Origin of the sequence: Streptomyces sp. NPDC086554 (assembly GCF_040686095.1) — a bacterium.
Lineage (GTDB): Bacteria > Actinomycetota > Actinomycetes > Streptomycetales > Streptomycetaceae > Streptomyces.
On record NZ_JBFBJK010000018.1, the window covers coordinates 26,472 to 47,673 of the forward strand.

Below are 21,202 nucleotides of genomic sequence, written 5' to 3' on the forward strand. Positions count from 1 at the left end.
CGCCGAACAGTGCTGCTAGGCGCCCCCGCTTGACCGGTAGTGGGTCGGGTCAGGCCGGGTCCTCGATGAAACTGGAGCAGGACGATGCGTTGCCGGCGCAGGTGTTGCCGCACCCGTCGCCCGTGGAGCACATCAGCTTTCCGATGGGGTGGGCGGCGACGACCACCTTGACGTTCAGCGGGGCGAAGTCGTCCTCCTCGCCGAGGGCGGTCTGAGGTGCTTCCAGAACTGCAGCGGTAGGGCTCATCTTGATCCTCCTGATTGACGGGTGGTGTCTGACAGGCCTGGCTCGCGGCGGGTTAGGCCACGGGCCACGAGAGGGCGATCCGGCTGTGGACCTTGTCGATGACACGGTCCGCCGGGATCTGGTCATCGGGGGTGCCGGCCGGATAGGCCCGGATGCTCGGGCTGGGGCCGCCGCGCCGGTGGGCTTCCCAGCCGCGCAGGACGTCGGCGATCTTGGCGGCGAACTGCTCGGCGTTGGGGCCCAGGGCGTGCACGCCGTACTCGACGTGTTTGTTGTCCTCGGTGCGGCGGGTGACGAGGTAGGCGAAGGTGTCGTCTTCGACGGCGGCGAGGGCGTAGCGCTTGTTCACCGGGGCGACCAGCCCGGTGTCCAGGTCCTCATCGACGGCCATGGTGCAAAAGCCCGGAACGCTGATCGCCAGGTGCATCTGCAGGGTGTCGAGCAGTTCCCGCAGGCCGATGGTGACGCCGGTCCACAGTTCGTGGCGCGGCGTCGTGACGGCGTTGTCGAGCTTGCTGGGCTCGGCGGGCAGCCCGTCGTCGAAGCGCAAAGCGACCTCGGGCGTCCCGTTGACCAGCAGGAGTTGCTCGTCGTGCTCGGTCGCACCCTGCATGGGAACGAACCCGCAGACTTTCGCGGACTCCGATTCCAGGTGGTCCTCAACGCGGGTGAAGGCGACGGAGCGGGTCAGGCCGCGCATTCGAAGGGGCACGACGAGACGGCCACCGGGCTTGAGCTGATTGGTCCAGGCAGGCGGGATGTCCCAGGCCCCCACCGTGACGAGGATGATGTCCACTTCGCCGAGGTCGGGGATCGGCTCGGCGGCATCCGCGGTGACCACCCGCACCTGGTCGTAATCGTTCTCGGCGAGGAGCCGTGCGGCGCGTTCGGTGACCTCTCCGTCAATGTCGACCGTGGTTACCTGACCGTCCGGCCCAACCATCTCGGCAAGGTAGGCGGCATTGAGACCGCCCGAGCCGATCTCCAGGACCCGCATGCCTGGCTTGATCTGGGCCTGCTCCAGTTGGATGGCCTGGATCTGCGGGGCGGAGACGCTGCTGATCTGGACCCCGTGTTCGTCGGTCTTGGTGATCACAGCGTCGTAGGGGGCGTAGACCTCCTCCAATGGCGTGCCGGGCGGGGTGAACCGGTCGCGGGGCACCTTCTTCATGGCCGCCTCGACCGCGGCCGTGGCGATCCAGCGTTCGTCCCGCAACTGGTCGATGGTCTTGTGGCGCAGGCGCGTGGCCTCGCTGGAATGTGCGGTCGTCACATCGGTCACTGGGCTTCCTTCTGTGGTGTCTGCGCGGTCTTGCAAGCGCGCCGGCTGTCTGCCCTCGGTGAAGCTAGCCAGACCGACGTACGGAGGAGGTGGCTACGCGCCGCTGGGCCAAGCGGCCGTCGAGGTTCGGTTGCAAAGTGGTCTCGGATACCGCCCTCGCTGTTCTTGTCTTCCTTCGTCGAGCCGGTTCGTATGAGGAGGAACTCGGCGAAAGTAGAAGGGATTACCCGCACACGCTTCGCCCGACACCGACCCTGGTCATAGGCCCGGCTGTCGGGCGCCTCGAGCGCGAACTGCAGGAAGAGTCCAGCTGGATCGTCAAGGCGGAACCGCTCCTGGACGTCTGGATCTACCAACCGCTCCCGCAGGCCAGGCCCCAATGCCGCATCGTGATCATCACCTACCGGGGCACGGCCCTCATGCCGGAAACGATTCCGGTGGTCCGCCACGAACACCATCAGATCGGACTCTTCACCACCGCAGAGGTAGCCGAACGCAGCACGCCGGAGAGCTACAAGCGATCCATCGCCTCGTGCAGTCAGCGCAGCCATGAGATCACCTGATCTGCCGTCAAGATCTGGTACTGCCAGGCGCGCGTGACGACGTGGGCCGGGTTCCTGGCACCGAGGTTCGTCATGAGGTTGCGGCCGTCGCGGCGGACGACGTCGGCAGGCCGTTTCAGGTCGGTCGCCATCTGCGCGGAATGCATGCCCCGCGCGACGAACGGCACGAGTTGACGCTGTTCAAGGGGCAGGAACAGATGCTCGGGGTCCAGCAGCTCCGGCCGGGCGATGGCATGCACGGTGTAGCCGACGGCGAGCGCGGCGGCATTCTCGCTCACGCCATGCAACTTGCGCTTGGCGAGCTTGAGGTAGCCCGCCGCCGTGACCTCGCGGATCTTCAGGGTCAGCGCGACCACGGCGAGCGTGCTCCCGTCGGCCAGCCCTTCGAGGACCTGCTGCTCCCGCGGGGCGAGGATGATCCTGGCGACTGTCGTCGTGGTCACTGCTCTCCTCCTTGCCGGGCACGCTGGGCCGTGAGGAAACACGGTCCGGAGAACGCTGAAGGGATCTGGGAGCGGCCCTGTACGAAGGCAGCGATGGCGTGGGCGCTGTAACCGTAGAAGCGGCCCATGACCTCGTTGTCCGCCCACCATGGAGGACTTGGTTCGCCCCACTCGACGGTGTGGCAGGTGTTGCTATACGGCGACCAGCGGATCCGCAGGTCCGGGAAACCGGGAACGGCGCTGAGAAGCGTGCGGGCCTGAACCGCGTCCACGAGCTGCCCGAAGCTCGAATATCCGCCCCGCCGGTCGCCGCCCACGGGGACAGCCAGCAGCGGAATACGGAAAAGTGCGACCGCGACGCCGGCGTCGGCAAGAGCGGGGTCGGCCAGGCGCTCGCGAAAGTGGTCGTAGTCGAACGCGTCTCGTGCGGGCAAAAGCCGCGCATGGGGCGGCGCGGGGCGGGACGCCATAGCCGTGCTCATTCCGTTCCCTTCATGTACTGGGTCTCGACGAGCCGCTCGACGAGTTCGTTGACGACCCAACCGACCTGGCGCAGGTGCCCCAGGGCCTCGGCAGGCTCGGCTGGAGGGGGAGTGGCCCGCAATGTCTCCCCGCGCAGGAGTAGGCGGGCTACGTCCGCATCCTTGTTGTTGGCTTCGTTGGCGATCGAGATGTTCGCGAGCTGGCCGAGATGGTGGTGCAGACGGTGCAACAGGTCCGGCACGTCCATCGCGGTGGGCGGTAAGTCGTCCAGTGCGTCGGCTACGACGTCCAGGAGTGTGCTCACATCGAACGGAGTCCAGCCTTTCAGTCGATTCAGCATGTCGCTGAGCTCGTCGGCATCGTGTGGAGGCGTCCACGGCTCAGGGGCGGGGCTTGGGCGGTCTCTCACGATCGGCTCGCATGCGTTAGGGCTGGGCTCGTCCACTAACGCGGCGGCTACACGCACGGCAACCATCACAGCCTCCCCGCAGGGACGCGGAACGTGGCCCACGTCGTCGTCCCGTCGACATTCACACCCCAGTCGCGAGCGAGGGCGGCGACAAGGAACAGGCCCCGGCCGGAGACGGCTTCGGCGTCCACAGGCTTGAGTTGCGCAGCTTCCGGATTGCCATCGGTGACTTCAACCCGCAGTTCGTTGTCGGTGTGGAAGACCTTCAGGTCAAGGTCTCCGTTGCCGTGCTGGATGGCGTTGGTGACGAGTTCGGAGACGGTAAGCACGACGCTGTCCGCGGTCGGCCCGGTCACGTGCCACAGCCGCCAGTGTTCAGCGGTGATCTGGCGCGTGTGCCTGACGAGGGCCTTGTCCGGGGTGAAGGCCACCGCGAAGCCGCGGCCGGTCTGCTGCGGCAGGTCTGCGGCGACCATGGTGACTGATGCGGCGGGGGTCATCGTGTGCCTCCCAGGCAGCCAGTGTGGGGAAGTCGTCCTTGTGAAACCTGCTGGGGCAATGCAGATGACGCTTGTGTGGCCGTCCGTGCACTCTCAGCGAGGAGCGCTATGAGCCTGGCAAGCGGAACCCGGTCATACCTAGCCCCATTTCGACGCCGGCCTTCCGCCGGATCACGGTGCCGTATGCCGGACTTTCGCCGCCCATTCGCCGGATCAACGTCAGGTTCGCTAAGTACTGTCGTTTCGGGGCAAGTTGAAGCAGGCGGCGCTCTACGGTCGGCCGTAGCGACGTACTGAACGTCAGGGAGAAGGGGAGCACCATGCCCACACTGCTCCGGAACCTGTTCGACGAGCGCGAGTGGCACGACTATCACGTGTTCCTGCCTCGATTCCAGCAGGCGGCACGAGAGCTTGCCGAGCTTGAGGGACCTGAATCTCTGGCGACGCTGGAGCCGGCGAAGCGGACCTTCCAGGGGTGGTACTACGGCGATCGACAGCCGAACGTTGATGCGCGACGCGTATTGGTGTACCTGCTCGGCTACTCGATCAAGCAGTTGTGGACGCCGGCACCCCCAGACTTGGGAGCCCAGGACCCGGTCTCGCGGCTCGGTACGGCCGCTGCCCATGCCGAACCCGGCGTGGATCTGCACGAGATGAGAAGGACGGGCGCAATGGCGGCACGACGTGCAATGGACTTCGCCATGGGGGCGGAACGCGAGCAGGTAGGCGACGACACCATCGGCTTTCTGGGCGACGAAGTGGCCCGGCTCGCGGCGGCCTACCCCAGGGTCCCGCTGCCGGAACTCTGGGACGACCTGGCACTGAGCCAGGAGGAGGCTTTCCGGCTTCTGGAGGGCGGCCGCGCCAGGCCCTCGCAGTCCCGCGATCTGCTGTTCATGGCCAGTGCGCTCAGCTTCATGATGGCCAAGGGGTCGCATGACATCGGCCATGCAAAGGCCGCGCTGATGCAGGCGCGCACCGCGAACTTCCTCGCCCGTCAGGCCGAGCACACCGGCCTGACTGCCTTGACGGACGGCCTGAAGTCCCTCATCTCCTACTGGGCCAACCGGCCCGAGGACGCCCTGCACTACTCGCAGCAAGGCGCAGCAACGGCAGAGGCACTGCGGGGCACAGTGGCACCGTGGCTATACGGACTGCAGGCCCGTGCCGCGGCCCTGCTGGGCGACGAGGACACCGTCCGGGCAGCCAATCAGCGGGCAGACACCTTGCGTGAACAGATTGCGCCGGATGAACTGGACTCGCTTGGCGGGCTCTTCACCTATCCCGAGGTCAAGCAGCGGTACTACGCCGTTGAAGCTGCCGTCCTTCTGGGGCAAGGCGACGCCCGAGTCGCCACCGCCGCCGAGGAAGCCGTCCGCGGATTCAGGAACCCGTCTGATCCAAACTGGGCCTTCGGGGACCAGGCCGGAGCCCAGTGCAACCTTGCCCTGGTGCGCCTCTACGGAGACGACCTCGACGGCGCCGCCGAAGCTGTCCGTCCGGTCCTGGACCTTGCGCCCAGCCATCGCAACAACGGCATCGTCGTCTCGGCCGACCGCGTCCGCGTCGCCCTGGCCCGCGGCCCTGTCCGAGATGCTGTCGTAGCTCGCGATCTGCGCGCCGAGATCGAGATGTACCGACCTGCGCGCCCTGCCCTGCCGCGTTAAGCACGGGTAGAGTCCGCCAGCATGTACCCGATCAGCCGCCGCAGCCCGCGACTTGAGCTCCGCGAACTCACCGTTGACGACGTGGATGCGGTTCACTCGATCTACGGCAGCGCGGAAGCGACCGAGCACCTGTCCTTCGAGCCGCGCTCGCGTGACCAGGTGGAACAGATTGTCGCCCGCTCGATTGCCGCCGCCGGCAAGTCTCCGCGCGACGAGTACGCGCTGGCCGTCGTCGAACGGGACAATGCCAGGCTGATCGGGTTCGCCCGCCTTGCCCTTGACCCTCACCAGCAGCAAGGGGCGACGATCGGATTCGCGCTGCGCCCGGACGCGTGGGGTGTCGGCTACGGGGTTGAAACGGTGCGGCTTCTGCTCGAAGTCGGTTTCGGTGAGCTGGAGCTGCACCGCATCTGGGGTGCTCGTTCCCCGCGCAACTCCGCTTCCGCCAAGACGATGCTCATGGCTGCAATGCGTGAGGACTACACGATCCGCGAGCACATCCAGAAGGCAGGACAATGGCGCGACTCGGTCGTGCACACGATCCTGCGCCAGGAGTGGCAGCCCATGCAGTAGCCCGTGGCATAGCGGGGCTTGTTGCCCGCAGCATCTGGTAGTCCGCGCCATGAGCTGAAGATGCGCTGGCGCCATTATGACTCCGCGTCCAGGATGGGAGCCCGCTGCGGTCGGAGACTGGCCGGGTGAATCCGGAGGGCACCGCGGACTAACTCTTTCTAATAAAAGCGGTTGGTCATGCGACTGTTGGCCTGTCCGCTCGTTGGTCTGATTGTGGCGAAACATCAGTCGCCGCTGGCGTCTGGGCCTCTAGCCGGCGGCTCGGCGCGCTGTGGGCGCTGGCGGCGTTTGGTCCGCAGGCCGTGGTCACTCGTTTCCGAGACATCGGGCTTGACTCTGTCGCTCGATAAGCTGCTTGAGCCTCGCTCTCGTTCTGTTCCGTGTCGCCTGCGACTGTGAGGCATTCGCCTACGGCAGACAAGAAAGAGCACCGAAAGACTGGATAGCTGCGCCAGGACTATGTCAACGTACAGCGTCCCGCAGAACACCAGGCCATACGGTGCTACTGGTCGGCTGCGATCAAGGTTCCGAAACCGCTCGGAATGATGCGCCGCGCTTTTTTGGCCCGCTAGCGTAGCTTCTACTTTGGAGGCCCGTCTGTCTGAATCCGCAATCCGACCCGCCCGCTTCATTTCGCCTCTCCTCTTTGCACTCGGTGCAGTGAGCGCTTGGTCCGGTCAGACAGCGGGTGACTACGGATCTGTGTCCACTGGCTGTGTGTCTGCGTCTGCGCGGCCAGCCTGTTCGGCGAGGGCCTGCTGCAACGCGGCTATCGCGCGACCGGGCGGTCCTCGCACACTTGCGGCGCACCCTGGATCTACAACTCGACGGGTGGCCCTTTCGATTGGGTTCCTGCGCGGGTCGTAGTCGAAATCTTGACCGCCCCACTGGTGACGGTCTGCTGGTGATCGTCACGGATGACGCTACCCCCAGCCCTCGCTCATACCGGTTGGCTTCCCAACCGAAGCCAACACGGGAGTGACCGGACTCTGGCGATGCGGCGCGCAACATAGACCACGATCGCCGGTTAGCCAAACCGGCGTTTCTGACGACGATTGAGGAGTTCGCAGCGGCGCAACCTGGCGGTGGAGCTGCGCGGATGCACCAGTCATCGTGCCAACGTTCAGTGCGGTTTCCTACTTAACACCGCTCAGCGTCTGGCCAATCTTCGACACTCTTGGGGAAACATGGCTCGCCCTCCTGCACTCAAACTTTCCGAGGTATTGGGTGAGATCCGAATGAGCCCATCTGCTTTCTACCGCTTGCGTGCTCGTGGGTTGGCGCCCCGGATGATCAAACTTCCGAATGGTGAACTTCGCTGCCGACGCGGAGATCTCGATGCGTGGTGGGCGGCGTGTGAAAGGGATACGCCTGAATGGCGATGAGTTACAAGGTCCGGTTCTGGGAGATCCGCGAGCGTGCGGACCGCCGCAAGGGCTTCGAGGTTCGCTGGACAGTCAATGGCAGGGAGAAATCCGAGTCCTTTCTCACGAAGGGGCTTGCAGACAGCCGACGAGCCAAGTTGATGACCGCCGCGCGCGACGGCGAGCCGTTTGACGTCCGGACTGGTCTGCCAGCTTCCGAGCTGCGGGCCCTGAAGCGGCGCACCACTTGGTATGTCCTGGCGAGGGAGTACATCGAGCAGCGGTGGGATCGCACGCCGGGAACCACGCGCCGCACACTCGCTGACGCCCTCGCGACCATCACGCCAGCATTCGTTGAGCCTGACATGGTGGCCCGCGCACCTGACGAACTACGGCGAGCGCTGTACTCGTGGGCGTTCAATAAGAATGCCTGGAAGGCGGACCCTCCTGAGGAGTGGCAGGCCGCGCTCGACTGGCTGCAGCGTCACTCGCTAGCGGTCAGTGAGTTGCAGGAGCCTGACGTACTGCGCCGGGGTCTCGACGCCCTGTGCCGCAAGGTCGACGGGACAGCTGCTGCTGCGAACACCGTCAAGCGCAAGAAGGCTGCGGTCAACGAGGTGTTCGGCATTGCGGTGGAACGCGGGTACTTCAACGGTAACCCGCTGACCGGTCTTCGGTGGTCTGCGCCAGCAGTCGCTGATGAGGTCGATCCAGACTGTGTGCCAAACCCAGCTCAGGTGGCGCGCTTGCTTTCCGCGGTTAAGGCGCTACCCGGTCGTGGACCGCACCTGTATGCATTCTTTGGTTGCATGTACTACGCAGCCATGCGCCCCGCTGAAATAATCCATCTGCAGAAGACGCAGTGCCGTCTGCCGGCGGATGGGTGGGGTCTCCTCAATCTCAAGGGTGGAGTCGTGGCGGCGGGCAAGGAGTGGACGAATGACGGCGCCGTGCACGAGATCCACTCATTGAAACGGCGGGCTGCCAAGGCCACGCGGCCGGTACCCATCCCGCCCGTGCTCGTCCGCATGCTGCGCGAGCACATAGATCGATTCGGTGTCGCGCCGGACGGACGCCTGTTTCGCAACGCAGCGGGAAACTACATTGAGGCTGCGGCTTACGGCATCACTTGGGGACGGGCTCGCGAGGCCACGCTCACCCTCGATGAGCACGCCCTTGTGCTGGCCAAGCGCCCCTACGACCTGCGCCACGCGGGTATCTCGTTCTGGCTCGCCTCCGGCGTCGACCCCGCAGAGTGTGCGCGCAGGGCCGGACAGAGCATCCAGGTTCTCTTCCGGTATTACGCCAAGTTCCTGGCCGAAGCGCGCAACCACGCGAACGAGATGATTGAGAAGTCGATGCGGCGGTGGGACGAGCCGGAGAGCGGCGCGTAGGGCGCGCCCAGGTAGGACCTTGGCCCGGAAATGCCCCGGAACAGCTGGTCAGAGGTGGGAGAGGGGCGGGAGATATCGGGATTAGCCTCATATTCTGACTGGCGACTCCGAAGTGCGGAAGGAAGGCGCCTGACGGGGAAACCCCTGGTCAGGCGCCTTCCTTCTGCGGCTAGAAGAAGCCCAGCTTCTTCGGCGAGTACGACACCAGAAGGTTCTTCGTCTGCTGGTAGTGCTCCAGCATCATCTTGTGCGTCTCGCGCCCGATCCCCGACTGCTTGTAACCGCCGAACGCCGCGTGCGCGGGATACGCGTGGTAGCAGTTCGTCCAGACCCGGCCCGCCTGGATCGCGCGGCCCGCGCGGTAGGCGGTGTTCATGTCGCGGGTCCAAACGCCCGCGCCCAGGCCGTACAGCGTGTCGTTGGCGGTCTTGATCGCGTCGTCGAAGTCGTTGAACGACGCGACCGAGACGACCGGGCCGAAGATCTCCTCCTGGAAGATCCGCATGCGGTTGTCGCCCTCGAAGATCGTCGGCTGGACGTAGTAACCACCGTCCAACTCGCCGTCGTACGTGATGCGCTGACCACCCGTCAGAATCTTGGCGCCCTCCTGCTGGCCGATGTCCAGGTAGGAGAGGATCTTCTCCAGCTGGTCGTTGGACGCCTGGGCGCCGATCATCGTGTCGGTGTCCAGCGGGTGGCCCGCCACGATCTGCTCCGTGCGCGCGATCGCCGCTTCCATGAACTCGCTGTAGTGACCGCGCTGGACGAGCGCGCGCGACGGGCAGGTGCAGACCTCGCCGTTGTTGAGGGCGAACATCGTGAAGCCCTCGAGCGCCTTGTCACGGAACTCGTCGTTGGCCGCCCACACGTCGTCGAAGAAGATGTTCGGCGACTTGCCGCCGAGCTCCAGCGTCACCGGCTTGATGTTCTCCGAGGCGTACTGCATGATCAGCCGGCCCGTCGTGGTCTCACCGGTGAAGGCGACCTTCGCGACGCGCGCGCTGGAGGCGAGGGGCTTGCCCGCCTCGACTCCGAAACCATTGACGATGTTGACGACACCCGGCGGCAGCAGATCGGACACCAGGCTCAGCCAGTAGTGGATCGAGGCAGGGGTCTGCTCAGCGGGCTTGAGCACGACCGCGTTGCCCGCGGCGAGCGCTGGGGCGAGCTTCCAAGTCGCCATCAGGATAGGGAAGTTCCACGGGATGATCTGCGCGACGACGCCCAGCGGCTCGTGGAAGTGGTACGCGATGGTGTCCTCGTCGATCTCGCTCAGCGACCCCTCCTGCGCGCGCATCACGCCGGCGAAGTAACGGAAGTGGTCGATGGCGAGCGGGATGTCGGCGGCCAGAGTCTCGCGGATCGGCTTGCCGTTCTCCCAGCTCTCGGCCACTGCGAGCTGTTCGAGGTTGGCCTCCATGCGGTCGGCGATCTTCCGCAGGACGTCCGCGCGTTCGGTCGCGGAGGTGCGGCCCCAGGCGGGGGCGGCTGCGTGCGCCGCGTCCAGGGCGCGTTCCACGTCTTCGGCCGTACCGCGGGCGATCTCGGTGAAGGGCTGCCCGTTGACCGGGCTCGGGTTCTCGAAGTACTGGCCGCGGGCGGGCGGTACGTACTCACCGCCGATGAAGTGGTCGTAGCGGGCCTGGTAGGAGACGACTGCGCCCTCGGTGCCGGGCGCTGCGTAACGGGTCATCTTGGCTGGCCTCCCGGGGAAGGCTGCCCGCCGTTGGGCAGCTCTCGCCCGGAGGCTAGGAGAACGGACGTTGCATGTACGTTGCGGACCTCTGGCCTCGGCTACGTCCCGGCGGCCGTCAGCTCCGCGTTGAGTTCGTCGAGGCGGGCAAGCACCGGTGGGGTCGCCCGCACCTGGGCCAGCGCGCGCCACACCGCCAGGTCGTTCTCGCCCCACGGGGCGTGCGCCCAGTCGGACAGGAGATCGGGGTCGCGGCGCGCGATGAGCGCCGCGCGTAGTTGGTCGGCGAGCCTGCGCCGAAGCATGGCCACGGCAGGCGCCTGCGAGCCGGGCAGTAGCGGCCCCGCGTACGCGGCGGCGGCCGCGGTGACCGCCCCCGTGCCGAGCCGACGCTCGACGGCATCGACGTCGGACTCCACCGGCACCCCGAGTCGGTACGGGCGGGACCTCAGCAACTCCGGCCCAAGGACACGGCGCAGCCGGGCCAGTTCGGCGCGCAGCGTCACCGGCGTGACCGTCTCGTCCTCGTACAGCGCGCACAGCAGCTCGTCACCGGTGAGCCCCTCCGGATGGCGGGCGAGCAGGACGAGAATCTCGCTGTGCCTGCGGCTCAGCCGCACCTTGCGGCCCCCGGTCAGAAGCAGGGCCTCATCGCGGCCGAGCGCGGTGAGCTCCACTGCGTCCGTCGTGTCCACCGGCGGTGCGAGCAGCGCCAGTTGGGACTCCGCGGCGCGCGCGACGGCCTGGACGAAGGCGAGGCTGTGCGGATGCGCGAGACCGTCGCCCCCGGTGATGTCGACTGCCCCGAGCAGCCGCCCGGTGCGCGGATCGTGCACCGGAGCCGCCGCACACGTCCACGGCTGGACGCGCCGGATGAAGTGCTCCGCGGCGAACACCTGCACCGGCCGGTCCACGGCCACCGCCGTGCCCGGAGCGTTGGTCCCCATGGCCGACTCCGCCCACCGCGCACCGGGCACGAAGTTCATCCGCCCGGCCTTCTGCCGGGTCGCGGAGTGCCCCTCGACCCAGAGCAGCCTGCCGTGCGCGTCGCACACGGCGAGCAGATGCTCACCGTCCATGGCGAAGGTGCCCATCAGCTCGCGGAACAGCGGCATCACTCCGGCCAGCGGATGCTCCGCCCGATACGAGCCGAGGTCCCCGTCGGTCAGTTCCACCGCCGCACCCGTGTCCTCGGGGCAGACCCGCGCCCGCGCCGAACGCCGCCACGAGTCGGCCACCACGGAACGGACCGGTCGCGCGACGGTCCCCGCCTCGGTGAATCTCTCGTGCGCGCGGCGCAGCACCCGCACCCTCTCCGCGGGATCGGCGCCGGCCTCCAGAGCCACCCATGGATCGGTCAAGTCGGCCTCCCGGGACGGCGATGCGGTGCAGCCATCGTCGCCCCGCGAGCCTGCGTCGACAAGCATCGGAACCTGAGCCGACGTACGTCAGACAGAGTTCACCAGGTCCATATAGCGCGGCCAGTCCCAGTACGGTCCCGGATCGGTGTGGTCGCTGCCGGGCACCTCGACGTGCCCGATGATGTGGTCGCGGTTCTTGGGAATGCCGTACGTGTCGCAGATGGCCGAGGTCAGCAGCGCGGACTGCTCGTACATCGCGTCGGTGAAGTACTCGGGCTGGTCCACCCACCCTTCGTGTTCGATGCCGATGCTGCGGGTGTTGTAGTCCCAGTTGCCTGCGTGCCAGGCGACATTGCGCTCGCGCACGCACTGGGCGATATGGCCGTCCTCGGAGCGCACCACATAGTGCGCCGACACCTTCTTCGCCGGGTTCTGGAAGATGGCCAGGGTGTCGGCGTAGGTCTCCTGGGTGACGTGGACGATCACGTAGTCCACCGGGTAGGTGCTCGGCCGGTTGGCCGCCGTGTAGTTGGAGGTGCTGGCCGGAACCCACTCGGCGAGGGGGTAGTCGACCGCGCGGGGCCGGGCGGTCGCTCGGGTGGTGGGGAGGAGCGCGGAGGGGACGGCGGCGAGGGCCGCGCCCTGCAGCAGCCGGCGACGGCTGGGAAGGCGTCTTGCTCGATCCATTGCTGACCTACCTCTCGGTGGGGGGAACAGCTGGACTCTCTGGACTCGTCAGCGGGGCAGCGACGTGGCCGTCTCGCGCAGCCGCGCGTGCAGCCCCCGGTGAGTCTCGCGTGCGGGCAGCCACTCCTTGCGGATCTTGGCCACGCACGTGTAGTTGGTGTCGCAGACGTTGGCGAGCGGTGATTCGACGGGATATGCGGAAGGCGTCCTCGAGCGGTCGTGCCGAGCCGGTCGAGACGATGTGGGTATCGGACTCCAGGCGCGGCCAGGGCGTCGTGATCCCCTTCAGGAGTTCGACGATCACTACGGTGTTCATGGCGCACTCGACGGCGACACCACAGGTCTCTCCCTCGCCCTGGCGGGCATGGCCGTCGCCCAGGCTCAGGAGTGCGCTCAGATCCACACGGTCTCCTGCACGGCGATGGTGTCACCGGGCTCCGCGCCCTCCACCTGGGAGGGGCCGGTCTGCCTCGAATTGGGGTCTGAACTACGGGTAGTTGCTGGGCCCGCCGGCGCGGTGCACATCGGGTGTACATGCGCGGGGTCTTGATGAACCTCAGCAGTGGACATGCGCGCTTCGGCGATCACAGCTCCTGCCCTTCTCCGACAGTGTTGCGGTTATCAGGACCTCTTGGAGACCGCCCCAAAGGCCCGGGCCGAGCCCCAGTGATTTCCGCCAGTTGCCGCCATCGCCTCAGCCGTACTGCGGAGCCGGGGGCTCGGCCGGGCCCAGCCAGTCCTTCAGCCACCGGTCGTAGCTCTTCTGCCAGGCGCTCTCGCCGGCCTTCTCCAAGGTGCCGTTGACCACCCGCAGCAGGTCGTCCGTCCCGTGCTTGACGGCGACGCCGTAGGAGTCCTCGCCGATCTGCGGCCCGACAAGGCGGGTGCCGTCCTCCTGGGCAGCCAGGCCCGCGGCGAGCCCGCTGTCGGTCAGGACCGCATCCACGCGGGAGAGCTGAAGCAGCATCAGGCAGTCCAGGGCGCCAGGCCGCCCTCGCATCCATGCGCCGTACTCCTCCTGGCCCTCGCCGCTCAACAGCTCGTAGCCGCTGGAGCCGTAGGCGGTGCACACCGTCTTGCCCTTCAGGGTGCGGTTGAAGCCAGTGATGTCGGAGTGCTCGGGGACCAGCACTCGCTGCCCGGTCTCGAAGTAGGGGCTGGAGAAGTCCACGGCCGGTTCCTCCGGGGTGCCCTTGAGCGCCCGACAGGTGATCGGCATGGCCTGCACCAGCACATCCACCTCGCCGTATTCCAAGGCCTGTTGGCGGCGGTCGACCGGGACGGTGCGGAACTCCACCGCCTCACGGTCGCCGAGCAGGAAGTCGGCCAGCTGCTTGACCAGGTCGATGTCGAAGCCCGCCAGCTCGCCCTTGGCGTTGCGGTGGCTCCACAGGTTGCTGTTCTGCGCCACCCCGGCGATCAGTCTGCCCCGGTCCTTGATCTTCTTGACGGCCGCTCCGTTCCGGCTGCCGCTCTTCGGGTCTGGGCTCACCTTGGTGTTGCAGTCTTCCCCGGCGGACGTCGGCTGCCGCGGGGCCTGCTCCGGCACCCCCGCCTGCGCCGCGGACCGCGCTCCCGCCGTCGGCGCCTGCTGCGGTGCGGCGCCGCTGACCGTGGGCACCGTCACCAGCGCGGCGGCGGCCAGCCACACCGCGGCCCACCCCCGCCCCACGCGGCGCCGGTCGCACGGCGGCGCGGTGCCCCGTGCCGAACCGCCGGACCCTGCACCTACGTTCCCCACTGCCGTCTCCTCCCTCATCCCGCCGCGGCCCCCGGCGGTCACCGGTACTCCGACAGCCGCTTGCCGACGCCCAGGACTGCGCCGGCCACGCCGAGCAGGCACAGCACCGAGCCGCCGACGGGCAGTCCGGTGAGCGCGCCTCGCCCGCTCTCGGCCTGCTCCTGGAACTGCTTCTGCTCGTGGTCCACCGCCGCGGCCAACTTGCGGTCCATGGCGGCGAAGCTGCGCTCGGTGGTGTCCTTGACGGGCTTTCCGTCGGCCTTCCCGCCGATGGTGCGGGCCAGGGCGGCCTCGTAGTCGCCCCGGTCGTCCTGCTTCCGGGCCTGGTCGTGCAGCTTCTTCCAGTCCTTCAGCTCCGCCCAGGCATCCGCCACCAGCTCCTGCCCGACCTCGTCCTCGGCCTGCCGCTCGGAGCGCTGCATCAGCCGCTGCCCCTTGTCCTTGTCATCCATCGCACCCGCCCAGTAGTCGAACTCCTGGGAATAGGCGGCACCCTCCCCGCGCGCCACCAGGGCCATGTTCTCGTTCCCGCGGGCCTTCAGGCCGGCGATCCGGGACTGGGTAAGCAGCTGCACCGAGGCCGAGCCGTGGGTGTCGGAGTCCTCCAGCGAGGAGCGGGCCATGGCATGACCTGCCGTCAGCCAGACCAATGAGACAAGCACCGCCCCGGCTGCCGCCACCAGACCCAGGTTGAGCAGCCGGTTGGTGGCCAGGTAGAGCCGGTAGGAGTAGAAGCCGATCACCGCCAGGACGAGCAGCCCGGCGCCGTAGGCCGCCCAGGGCGGCTCGGTGGCGTCGGCGCGGATCGCGGCCATCCGCCGGGTCTCCGCGTGGTACATGTCCTCGGCCGCCGGGAGCATGGTGGAGCGCATCTGCTCCGAGGCGTACCGCAGATAGGAGTTGCCGACCGGCTTGTTCTCCCGGTTGGCGGAGCGTGCCGCCTCCACCAGGGCGGTGTAGCCGGGCAGTTCCTTGTTCAGGATGGTGATCTGCCGCTGCGCGGCGAAGGAGTCCCCGGTGCGGGCCGCCGCCTTGGAGAGCAGCCGGGAGGCGGTACGGATATTCGCCTCATAGGTGACGCGGTCCGCATGGGACTCCTCGATGCCCCGCAGGAAGCCCGCCCCCGCCGTGGCGTCCGCGTCCGCCAGCGAACGGTAGATCTCCGCCGCGTCCGCGCTCAGCGGCGCGGACTGCTCCGCCACCTTCCCGGCCGCCGTCTGTCGCTCGTACACCGACGTGGCCACAAGCACTCCGAAGAGCACGGTCACCAGTGTCATGATCAGCCCCGCCAGCCGCAACCGGGCCGGTGGGGAACCCGTCCCGACGATCCCCACTGCCACGGAGGCCGCCACCCGCACCCTCCCGCGCCGCCGTTCCGGAACAGCCTGCGCGGCCGCCCCCATCGGTGCGGACACTTGCACGGATGCATCCGGTCCGGACGCGCCCCCCGTTTCCGTCGGCGTCACCACACCCACACCGGCCTTCCCCCTTGCCGTCCGCCAGTTCCCCGCTTCCCCGCCAAACTCCCTGCCCCGTAACGCTGTTGGGGACACTAGTGCGTCGATCCCGAAGGGCACTAGGCTGACGGAATGTCCACCGGGGGAGACAGTGCACACGCGTTGCATCGACGCAAGTTCCTGGGAGTCCTGGCCGCGGGGGCGCTGGCGCCCACCGCCCTGTCCGCCTGCGGTACCGTCGGGGAACCGGGCCGGGCGAAGACCGCGGCGAAGAAGGACCGAGGGACCATCACCATCGGCTATGTGGCCTGGGACGAGGACATCGCGGTCACCGAGCTGTGGAAGCAACTCCTTGAGTCCAAGGGCTACCAGGTCAAAGCCGTACAGAAGGACGCCGTTCCCGACCTGTTCCGCGGGGTGGCCGAGGGCCGGTTCGACGTCTTCATGGACGCCTGGCTGCCGAGCGTCCACACCGAGCAATGGGCTCAGTACGGCGGCTCGATGGTGGACCTCGGCCCCTGGTATGAGCCCGGCGATCTGGGCCTGGCCGTGCCCGACTACGTGGATGAGGTCGAGTCCCTGGTCGATCTGCCGGAGTACGCCGACCTCTTCGACGGGACGATCGTCGGCATCGAGCCGACCGCGGGTCTGACCAGAACGGTCAACAAGTCAGTAATCCCGGAGTACGGCCTGTCCGGCAGGTACCGCCAGAAGGCCAAGGGCACCGCCACCATGCTGGAGGCCCTGGACACCGCCTACGCCGCGAAGGACCCCATCCTGGTGGGCATGTGGCGCCCCCACTGGGCGTTCTCCAAGTACGACATCCGCTACCTCGACGACCCCGCCGACGCCTTCGGCGACCCCGACAAGCTCCACACGATCGTCTCCCGGAAGTTCCACGGCCAACGCGGCAACGAAGCCCTGGAGTGGCTGCGGAACTTCCGGGTGACGCCGGATCAGCTGCAGGGCCTGGAGGCCGTAATCCAGGACGCCGGCGGCGCGGAGCGCAAATCCGCCGCGGTGGAGACCTGGATCGGCGACAACCAACCCCTCGTCAAACAGTGGCTCCCGATCTGACCCGATCCGGGCGAGCCGGACGGGGCCCTCTATCGGCGCCGGGCTCGAAGGTCACGGTGATGCGGGCCTTGAGGTCCTGATAAAGACGTTGGACGTGGCGGTGGATGATGAGGTAGGTGGCGAGCGAGTGCGAGGAAGGCTTCGTGGATGTCGTCGCGTCGTTCCCAGCGGATTCGTAGGCGTCGGAAGCCGTGCAGCCAGGCGATCGTGCGCGCGACCATGTGGTGGAGGGCTCGGAGGCCACTGCCGTGTGCCTGGCCTCGTTCGGCGATGACCGGTCGGATGCCGCGCTGCCGCAGCAGGCGACGGTACTTGTCGTGGTCGAAGCCGCGGTCGGCGAGGAGCACGTCGGGCCGGCGACGGGGTCGGCCACCGCCGGGACCTTGTCCACCACAGGTATGAGCTGGGTGACGTCGTTGCGGTTCCCGCCGGTCAGCGACACCGCCAACGGGATGCCGTGGCCGTCGGTGAGGACGCGGTGCGCGCAGGGCAAGGGCCGTCCCCCCACAGCGCTCTGGAGACGGCTCGTGATCAGACTCACGATCGGTACGGCCCCCACCCGTCGGCGAGCACGGCGGACGGCGACCGCCGCGCTCGTTGTTCTCACCGTGTGCGGCACCGGCATGCTGCCCGCAGGCGCGTCGGCCGCGCAGGCGCGTCGGCCGCGAGAAGGCGGCGAAGGTGACGCCGACGGCACGGCAACTGGCCTGGCAGTACGAGGAGTTGACAGGCTTCGTCCACTTCGGGCCGAACACCTTCACCGGAAGGGAATGGGGCTCGGGGGCCGAGGACCCGGATGTCTTCAACCCCTCCAGCCTCGACACTGACCAGTGGGCGCGTACGTTCAAGGGCGCCGGCTTCAAGAAGGTCATCCTCACCGCCAAGCATCACGACGGGATGCTGCTGTTCCCCTCGGCCTACTCCAGTCACGGGGTGGCCTCCAGTTCCTGGAGGAACGGTCAGGGTGACGTCCTCAAGGAGTTAACCGACTCCGCTCGCAAGGTCGGTCTCAAGGTCGGTGTCTACCTTTCCCCTGCCGATGGTTCGGAGCTGCCCCATCAGTGGTGGAAGGAGAAGGGGTCCCGGGCATCGTCCAGAAACACGATGCGGGACAGAGCCTGAGCACAGTTGAGCAGTCGACCTATGACGACCGGGACCGGACTCCGGGCGGCCAGGGCCGGTACGGCAACGGCAACGGCAGCGAGAAGAAGGCCGCGGCGATCCCCGGCAACGGCGGCGACGGCCCGAAGTTCACGGTCCAGGCCGACGACTACAACCGCTACTACATGAACACCCTGTACGAGGTGCTCACCAAGTACGGCAAGTTCGACGAGGTGTGGCTGGACGGAGCCAACCCCTGGAAGGACGCGGGGCTCAACCAGAGCTACAGCTTCACCGACTGGTTCAAGATGGTCCGCACGCTCCAGCCGTCGGCCAGCGTTTTCGGCGGCCCTGACATCCGCTGGGTCGGCAACGAGGACGGGCTCACCACGCGTGCCAACGAGTGGAGCGTTGTACCGCAGAAGGGCACGGCCGATCCGGACGGCGAACGCAACCCGACCTACGGCTTCCAGGGCGACGACATCGCCAGTGACGACAAGCTGACCACGGATTCGGACTATCTGGCCTGGCACCCGGCCGAGTGCGACGGCCGGCTGCAGGGCCCCAACTGGTGTTGGAACAAGGACGCACAGCCGGTCTCTCTGGACGCGCTGAAGAACATGTACCGCAACTCGGTGGGCAAGAACTGTCAGCTGCTGAACGCCGCCCCGGACAACAACGGCAGGGTCGGCGGGCCGGAAGAGGCGCGGATGCGGGAGTTCGGCGGGTGGATCCGGTCCACCTTCGACACGGACCTCGCCTAGGGCGCGACCGCCGCTGACGACGCGGGCACTTCACACACCCTCGGGAACGGCCCCGGCAACGTGCTGGACAACACCGACGACACCGCCTGGCAGCCCACTGGCATCACCGGAAACCTCGTCCTGGACCTGGGCTCCGGCAAGACCTTCAACACAGTGAACCTGAAGGAGAACATCAAGGTGGGCCAGCGGACGACGGGCTTCGCCGTCGACGTCTGGGACGGACAGCCCTGGAAGGAGACCGGCAAGGCCAGCACCATCGGCTACCACCGCACCCTGAAGCTGTCGGAGTCGGTGACGACCAGCAAGGTGCGGCTGCGGATCACCTCGTCCCGGGCCCTTCCCCCGGCCATCGCCACCGTCAGCCTCCACAACGACCAGTAGTAGCCCGGGCGTCTGGGCATCGACGTGACGGTCCGGCTTTGGGTCATCGCGGACGCAAGGGGCCCTCATACCGCGAAAGTTGTAGGAACCGCGAACGTACCGCCAGGGTTTAGGCGGTGATCAAACCAGCGCGCGACGACGCCGTCACGTGTCCGCTTCTACCTTCACTGATGGCGCCGATCGCTGGCTGGCGCCGTCAGGTGGGGGTGTCGGTCTCTCCGCCAACTCCGGCCGAATCCAACGGGAATCCACGCGACCGAACGACGGGATTCTCGCGGGCCAGGCGCGTCGCGTGCTTGTGGTGCGGCGGCGCGCTCGAACACCACCGTGATCATGAGAAGGGGCATCAGGCGCGGATCGCGCGGAATGTCTCCGGAAACTGGGGGAGCAATGATCAAGACCAGGCAGATCGCCACGACGCTGGGCGGCGCTGCGGCCGTACTCGCCGCCATGACCGTGCCCACGCTCGCCTCGGAAGCGCCCAGCACGGCGGCCACTGCGCAGTCCTGCTCCGCAGCGCCGTATCAGAGTGAAGCAGGCACGGGCCCCGGTAACGACGCCCACTGGCCCAACGCAGGACATTGGGCGGTCGTGAACAGCGGGTGCCACAACATCAGCCTGATGCCCAACTCCGGCACCCACAAGGTCCGGGTCTGCACTCCCAGCGCCTGCAATGCCTGGAAGTCGGTGAGTGGTGGGGAATGGAAGGTCATCGCACAGAACGCGGTACCCGGCAAGAAGTTCTACGTTCAGTTCAAGGGCCTGTTCGGCGGCACCGGCTGGATTGAGCACTAACGCGCACGGTGCGACACCGGGCTACCTGAAGGTTGCCCGGTGGGGACGGCCACGGCCGTTCCCACCGGGCTTGAACCTTCCCCACCGGGCTTGAACGTTCACGAAGCCGTCGCTGTCGGGCTTCCGCGCACCAGCCAACCCATCCGATCTCTCGGATCTCAATCGCGCCGGTGTGCGGCATGTACTGGATCCAGCACCGCCGCGGGCCGAACACTTCGCGGACCTCTGTGACCGAGCCCGGGTCGCGCATGTCCACGCCGCTGCGGCCGGTTCATTGACCACGTACCGGCAAAGCAGCAAGCACTCTCACCGCTCCCGCCACACCTACCAAGGAACCCCAATGCGTACGAAGACCCGCAAGAACTGGAAGCTCTGCCTGCTGGGTGCCACAGCCGCGCTGACCCTGGCCACCACGGCCTGCGAGCCGTCCGGCGACGACAACAGCGGCGGCGCCTCCAAGCCGTCCCCGACGGCGTCCGAGTCCACCGAGAAGCTGTCCGGCGACGGCAGCTCCGGCAGCTCCGGCGGCTCGGGCGGCTCGGGCGGCAAGCGGACCTCCAACCCGGACCCGGAGAAGACGGGCGACGACAACTGGGACTACGCGGACCGCCAGAAGCCGCCGTCCGGTTCGGTCTGCGACAACGACGGTCAGGGCCCCTACGGGAAGGTCCAGTCCGTCGACATGGGCGGCGAGAGCCCGGACGCGACTCTGGGCATCGCCCTGGGCTACTACGAGTGCGGCGACATGGACCCCAACTTCCGCACGTCCAGCGCGACCGGGGCCGCGCAGAACGTGCTCATTGACTCGGCCCACCTCAAGGTGGTCGTGGGCGGCACGATCGCCGAGGACCTCGGCACCAAGACGCCGAGCGTCAACGCGTTCCTCGACCAGTTGGTGGTGATGCAGGACAAGGGTCAGCTCAAGGGCCCCAAGGCCCCCGAGTTCTACTTCCGGATCGACGCCGAGTCCGACGATGTGAACGCCATGCCGGACGACGAGTCCCACATCATCTACCTGTACCAGATCATCGACGGCGGCTGACGCCGCGTACGGCAGGACGCATCGCGCCCGGCACCCCGAAAACGGAGCGCAGCGCTGTCATCCCCGTGCCGTGTACTGGGGGCTGCGCGTTGAGCCAGCATGGATGTGCGACGAGATAAATCGGTGCAACATGCGGCGTTGTTGGGCGTGTACTGGCTTGATGCCCTGGGCGAGGGCG

21 protein-coding genes and 3 pseudogenes are annotated in these 21,202 nt (G+C 67.4%); 11 read left to right on the forward strand and 13 right to left on the reverse strand.

What is annotated here, in order from left to right; genetic code table 11:
• Nucleotides 1-49 precede the first annotated feature (49 nt).
• Nucleotides 50-247, reverse strand: coding sequence for an FxLD family lanthipeptide (locus AB0O76_RS27465; RefSeq protein ID WP_365496402.1), 198 nt, complete (start codon nucleotides 245-247; stop codon nucleotides 50-52).
• A gap of 52 nt (nucleotides 248-299) precedes the next feature.
• The gene (gene fxlM, locus AB0O76_RS27470; protein ID WP_365496404.1) at nucleotides 300-1,529 is read right to left on the reverse strand and encodes a methyltransferase, FxLD system; all 1,230 of its coding nucleotides are present in this window, start codon (nucleotides 1,527-1,529) and stop codon (nucleotides 300-302) included.
• Nucleotides 1,530-1,618: 89 nt separating this feature from the next.
• Between fxlM and AB0O76_RS27475 the strand changes: the two genes are divergently transcribed.
• Nucleotides 1,619-2,092: a hypothetical protein gene (locus tag AB0O76_RS27475; RefSeq protein ID WP_365496405.1), complete on the forward strand. Its 474-nt coding sequence runs from the start codon at nucleotides 1,619-1,621 to the stop codon at nucleotides 2,090-2,092.
• Here the strand turns inward: AB0O76_RS27475 and AB0O76_RS27480 are convergent.
• The 4 genes from AB0O76_RS27480 to AB0O76_RS27495 all read right to left on the reverse strand — a co-directional run bounded on the left by AB0O76_RS27480 (nucleotide 2,068) and on the right by AB0O76_RS27495 (nucleotide 3,927).
• Nucleotides 2,068-2,535, reverse strand: coding sequence for a hypothetical protein (locus AB0O76_RS27480; protein WP_365496407.1), 468 nt, complete (start codon nucleotides 2,533-2,535; stop codon nucleotides 2,068-2,070). The genes AB0O76_RS27475 and AB0O76_RS27480 overlap by 25 nt on opposite strands.
• On the reverse strand, nucleotides 2,532-3,017 hold the full coding sequence (locus AB0O76_RS27485) for a DUF6302 family protein (protein ID WP_365496409.1): 486 nt from the start codon (nucleotides 3,015-3,017) through the stop codon (nucleotides 2,532-2,534). The genes AB0O76_RS27480 and AB0O76_RS27485 overlap by 4 nt, the downstream gene beginning before the upstream one ends.
• On the reverse strand, nucleotides 3,014-3,358 hold the full coding sequence (locus AB0O76_RS27490; RefSeq protein ID WP_365496411.1) for a DUF6415 family natural product biosynthesis protein: 345 nt from the start codon (nucleotides 3,356-3,358) through the stop codon (nucleotides 3,014-3,016). Before AB0O76_RS27490 ends, AB0O76_RS27485 begins: the two co-directional genes overlap by 4 nt.
• A gap of 134 nt (nucleotides 3,359-3,492) precedes the next feature.
• The gene (locus tag AB0O76_RS27495) at nucleotides 3,493-3,927 is read right to left on the reverse strand and encodes an ATP-binding protein (protein WP_365496413.1); all 435 of its coding nucleotides are present in this window, start codon (nucleotides 3,925-3,927) and stop codon (nucleotides 3,493-3,495) included.
• A 320-nt stretch (nucleotides 3,928-4,247) separates the two neighbouring features.
• Between AB0O76_RS27495 and AB0O76_RS27500 the strand changes: the two genes are divergently transcribed.
• The 4 genes from AB0O76_RS27500 (at nucleotide 4,248) to AB0O76_RS27515 (ending at nucleotide 8,925) form a co-directional block, all read left to right on the forward strand.
• Complete coding sequence (locus AB0O76_RS27500; protein ID WP_365496415.1) at nucleotides 4,248-5,594, forward strand: hypothetical protein; 1,347 nt, start codon at nucleotides 4,248-4,250, stop codon at nucleotides 5,592-5,594.
• 21 nt (nucleotides 5,595-5,615) lie between these two features.
• A complete protein-coding gene (locus tag AB0O76_RS27505) occupies nucleotides 5,616-6,167 on the forward strand; it encodes a GNAT family N-acetyltransferase (RefSeq protein WP_365496417.1) in 552 nt (183 codons plus the stop codon).
• Between the two features lie 1,187 nt (nucleotides 6,168-7,354).
• Nucleotides 7,355-7,552 (forward strand): DNA-binding protein, encoded by a 198-nt coding sequence (locus AB0O76_RS27510; protein ID WP_365496419.1) that lies wholly within the window; start codon nucleotides 7,355-7,357, stop codon nucleotides 7,550-7,552.
• Nucleotides 7,543-8,925, forward strand: coding sequence for an integrase (locus AB0O76_RS27515; protein WP_365496421.1), 1,383 nt, complete (start codon nucleotides 7,543-7,545; stop codon nucleotides 8,923-8,925). The genes AB0O76_RS27510 and AB0O76_RS27515 overlap by 10 nt, the downstream gene beginning before the upstream one ends.
• A gap of 169 nt (nucleotides 8,926-9,094) precedes the next feature.
• Here the strand turns inward: AB0O76_RS27515 and AB0O76_RS27520 are convergent, their stop codons facing one another.
• The 6 genes and pseudogenes from AB0O76_RS27520 to AB0O76_RS27545 form a co-directional block, all read right to left on the reverse strand.
• Nucleotides 9,095-10,618, reverse strand: coding sequence for an aldehyde dehydrogenase family protein (locus AB0O76_RS27520; RefSeq protein WP_365496423.1), 1,524 nt, complete (start codon nucleotides 10,616-10,618; stop codon nucleotides 9,095-9,097).
• 101 nt (nucleotides 10,619-10,719) lie between these two features.
• Nucleotides 10,720-11,979 (reverse strand): GAF domain-containing protein, encoded by a 1,260-nt coding sequence (locus AB0O76_RS27525; protein WP_365496425.1) that lies wholly within the window; start codon nucleotides 11,977-11,979, stop codon nucleotides 10,720-10,722.
• Nucleotides 11,980-12,066: 87 nt separating this feature from the next.
• Nucleotides 12,067-12,666: a peptidoglycan recognition family protein gene (locus AB0O76_RS27530; protein ID WP_365496427.1), complete on the reverse strand. Its 600-nt coding sequence runs from the start codon at nucleotides 12,664-12,666 to the stop codon at nucleotides 12,067-12,069.
• A gap of 48 nt (nucleotides 12,667-12,714) precedes the next feature.
• Nucleotides 12,715-13,057: pseudogene (locus tag AB0O76_RS27535) on the reverse strand (acetamidase); the annotation flags it as partial.
• Between the two features lie 303 nt (nucleotides 13,058-13,360).
• A complete protein-coding gene (locus AB0O76_RS27540) occupies nucleotides 13,361-14,407 on the reverse strand; it encodes a transporter substrate-binding domain-containing protein (protein ID WP_365496429.1) in 1,047 nt (348 codons plus the stop codon).
• Nucleotides 14,408-14,445: 38 nt separating this feature from the next.
• The gene (locus AB0O76_RS27545; RefSeq protein WP_365496431.1) at nucleotides 14,446-15,684 is read right to left on the reverse strand and encodes a hypothetical protein; all 1,239 of its coding nucleotides are present in this window, start codon (nucleotides 15,682-15,684) and stop codon (nucleotides 14,446-14,448) included.
• 312 nt (nucleotides 15,685-15,996) lie between these two features.
• Between AB0O76_RS27545 and AB0O76_RS27550 the strand changes: the two genes are divergently transcribed.
• A complete protein-coding gene (locus tag AB0O76_RS27550) occupies nucleotides 15,997-16,941 on the forward strand; it encodes a glycine betaine ABC transporter substrate-binding protein (protein ID WP_365496433.1) in 945 nt (314 codons plus the stop codon).
• Nucleotides 16,942-16,970: 29 nt separating this feature from the next.
• Here the strand turns inward: AB0O76_RS27550 and AB0O76_RS27555 are convergent.
• Nucleotides 16,971-17,422 (reverse strand): annotated as a pseudogene (locus AB0O76_RS27555) (transposase); the annotation flags it as partial.
• A 200-nt stretch (nucleotides 17,423-17,622) separates the two neighbouring features.
• Between AB0O76_RS27555 and AB0O76_RS27560 the strand changes: the two are divergent.
• The 5 genes and pseudogenes from AB0O76_RS27560 to AB0O76_RS27580 all read left to right on the forward strand — a co-directional run bounded on the left by AB0O76_RS27560 (nucleotide 17,623) and on the right by AB0O76_RS27580 (nucleotide 21,024).
• Nucleotides 17,623-18,063: an alpha-L-fucosidase gene (locus AB0O76_RS27560; RefSeq protein ID WP_365496435.1), complete on the forward strand. Its 441-nt coding sequence runs from the start codon at nucleotides 17,623-17,625 to the stop codon at nucleotides 18,061-18,063.
• Complete coding sequence (locus AB0O76_RS27565) at nucleotides 18,003-18,806, forward strand: alpha-L-fucosidase (protein WP_365496437.1); 804 nt, start codon at nucleotides 18,003-18,005, stop codon at nucleotides 18,804-18,806. Before AB0O76_RS27560 ends, AB0O76_RS27565 begins: the two co-directional genes overlap by 61 nt.
• 48 nt (nucleotides 18,807-18,854) lie before the next feature.
• Nucleotides 18,855-19,187, forward strand: a pseudogene (locus AB0O76_RS27570) (discoidin domain-containing protein); the annotation flags it as partial.
• 390 nt (nucleotides 19,188-19,577) lie between these two features.
• On the forward strand, nucleotides 19,578-19,982 hold the full coding sequence (locus tag AB0O76_RS27575; RefSeq protein ID WP_365496439.1) for a hypothetical protein: 405 nt from the start codon (nucleotides 19,578-19,580) through the stop codon (nucleotides 19,980-19,982).
• A 340-nt stretch (nucleotides 19,983-20,322) separates the two neighbouring features.
• A complete protein-coding gene (locus AB0O76_RS27580) occupies nucleotides 20,323-21,024 on the forward strand; it encodes a hypothetical protein (protein ID WP_365496441.1) in 702 nt (233 codons plus the stop codon).
• The last annotated feature ends 178 nt before the right edge of the window (nucleotides 21,025-21,202 follow it).

Coding starts and splice junctions, on each gene's coding strand:
- AB0O76_RS27465 (WP_365496402.1), bottom strand. CDS start 247: ATGAGCCCTACCGCTGCAGTTCTGGAAGCACCTCAGACCGCCCTCGGC.
- AB0O76_RS27485 (WP_365496409.1), bottom strand. CDS start 3,017: ATGAGCACGGCTATGGCGTCCCGCCCCGCGCCGCCCCATGCGCGGCTT.
- AB0O76_RS27490 (WP_365496411.1), bottom strand. CDS start 3,358: ATGCTGAATCGACTGAAAGGCTGGACTCCGTTCGATGTGAGCACACTC.
- AB0O76_RS27495 (WP_365496413.1), bottom strand. CDS start 3,927: ATGACCCCCGCCGCATCAGTCACCATGGTCGCCGCAGACCTGCCGCAG.
- AB0O76_RS27500 (WP_365496415.1), top strand. CDS start 4,248: ATGCCCACACTGCTCCGGAACCTGTTCGACGAGCGCGAGTGGCACGAC.
- AB0O76_RS27505 (WP_365496417.1), top strand. CDS start 5,616: ATGTACCCGATCAGCCGCCGCAGCCCGCGACTTGAGCTCCGCGAACTC.
- AB0O76_RS27510 (WP_365496419.1), top strand. CDS start 7,355: ATGGCTCGCCCTCCTGCACTCAAACTTTCCGAGGTATTGGGTGAGATC.
- AB0O76_RS27515 (WP_365496421.1), top strand. CDS start 7,543: ATGGCGATGAGTTACAAGGTCCGGTTCTGGGAGATCCGCGAGCGTGCG.
- AB0O76_RS27520 (WP_365496423.1), bottom strand. CDS start 10,618: ATGACCCGTTACGCAGCGCCCGGCACCGAGGGCGCAGTCGTCTCCTAC.
- AB0O76_RS27530 (WP_365496427.1), bottom strand. CDS start 12,666: ATGGATCGAGCAAGACGCCTTCCCAGCCGTCGCCGGCTGCTGCAGGGC.
- AB0O76_RS27545 (WP_365496431.1), bottom strand. CDS start 15,684: ATGACACTGGTGACCGTGCTCTTCGGAGTGCTTGTGGCCACGTCGGTG.
- AB0O76_RS27550 (WP_365496433.1), top strand. CDS start 15,997: ATGTCCACCGGGGGAGACAGTGCACACGCGTTGCATCGACGCAAGTTC.
- AB0O76_RS27575 (WP_365496439.1), top strand. CDS start 19,578: ATGATCAAGACCAGGCAGATCGCCACGACGCTGGGCGGCGCTGCGGCC.
- AB0O76_RS27580 (WP_365496441.1), top strand. CDS start 20,323: ATGCGTACGAAGACCCGCAAGAACTGGAAGCTCTGCCTGCTGGGTGCC.